Annotated in this window: 1 protein-coding gene and 1 pseudogene; one reads left to right on the top strand and one right to left on the bottom strand. The window is 56.9% G+C overall.

The features are described from left to right. Positions 1–224, bottom strand: a pseudogene (locus B7449_RS17460) (AraC family transcriptional regulator); the annotation flags it as partial. 141 nt (positions 225–365) lie between these two features. On the opposite strand from B7449_RS17460, the gene B7449_RS17455 reads away from it, so the two are divergent. After that, the coding region (locus tag B7449_RS17455; RefSeq protein WP_148431400.1) for an SDR family oxidoreductase at positions 366–782 on the top strand (417 nt) is incomplete at its 3' end.

Genomic DNA, 782 nt, shown 5'->3' with positions numbered 1-782 from the left:
AGTTCTCGTTCCTCGATCTGCGCTTCTCCCGAGATGATCCAGACCAGCAAGGGCTCGGCCACGGCCGGGACCAGCACTTCATCCTCGTGTTGCGGCCGGCGGAATATCTGTGCCTCGGCCTCTTTCCATGCCCCTCCTTGGCTTTGCCCGATCTTCCGGCCCGGAATACGGTCCTCGAGGGCATAACAGGCGGCATGCAGCGAAGAACGATGCGGGTAAGGCATCCGGTTTCCCTTTCAGGCGTGCCGTGAATTGTCCAGCCCAACTCACAAAAACGCAAAATCACAATGGTTTTAGCAAGAGGACGACAGAAACCATCTGCCTTGGTCTTTACCTGTTTTCTCGTTCTTTTTTAAACGGAATAGGTGAAGATTATCATGAGTATCAGAGGTAAGGTCGCCCTTGTTACCGGAGCCTCCAGCGGGATAGGCGCTGCAACAGCACGCAAACTTGCAACAGAGGGGGCGATTGTCGGTCTGGCAGCACGGCGCAAGGACCGTCTGGACGCGCTGGCGACGGAAATCACCGGGGCAGGCGGCAAAGCCGTTGCCCTTCCAACCGACGTTACGGATCTGACGTCATGCAAGGCTGCAGCAGATGCGCTTATCACCCAGTTCGGCAGGATTGACGTGTTGGTCAACAATGCGGGCCTGATGCCCCTGTCCAACGTTGACAGCCTGAAAGTGGACGAATGGCAGCGTATGGTGGACGTAAACGTGTCCGGTGTCCTCAATGCAACGGCGGCGGTTCTTCCACAGATGATCGCACAGCATTCGGGCCAT

This window comes from Komagataeibacter intermedius TF2 (assembly GCF_000964425.1).
GTDB classification, from domain to species: Bacteria; Pseudomonadota; Alphaproteobacteria; order Acetobacterales; family Acetobacteraceae; genus Komagataeibacter; species Komagataeibacter intermedius.
This window is presented reverse-complemented; position numbering and strand designations above follow the sequence as displayed.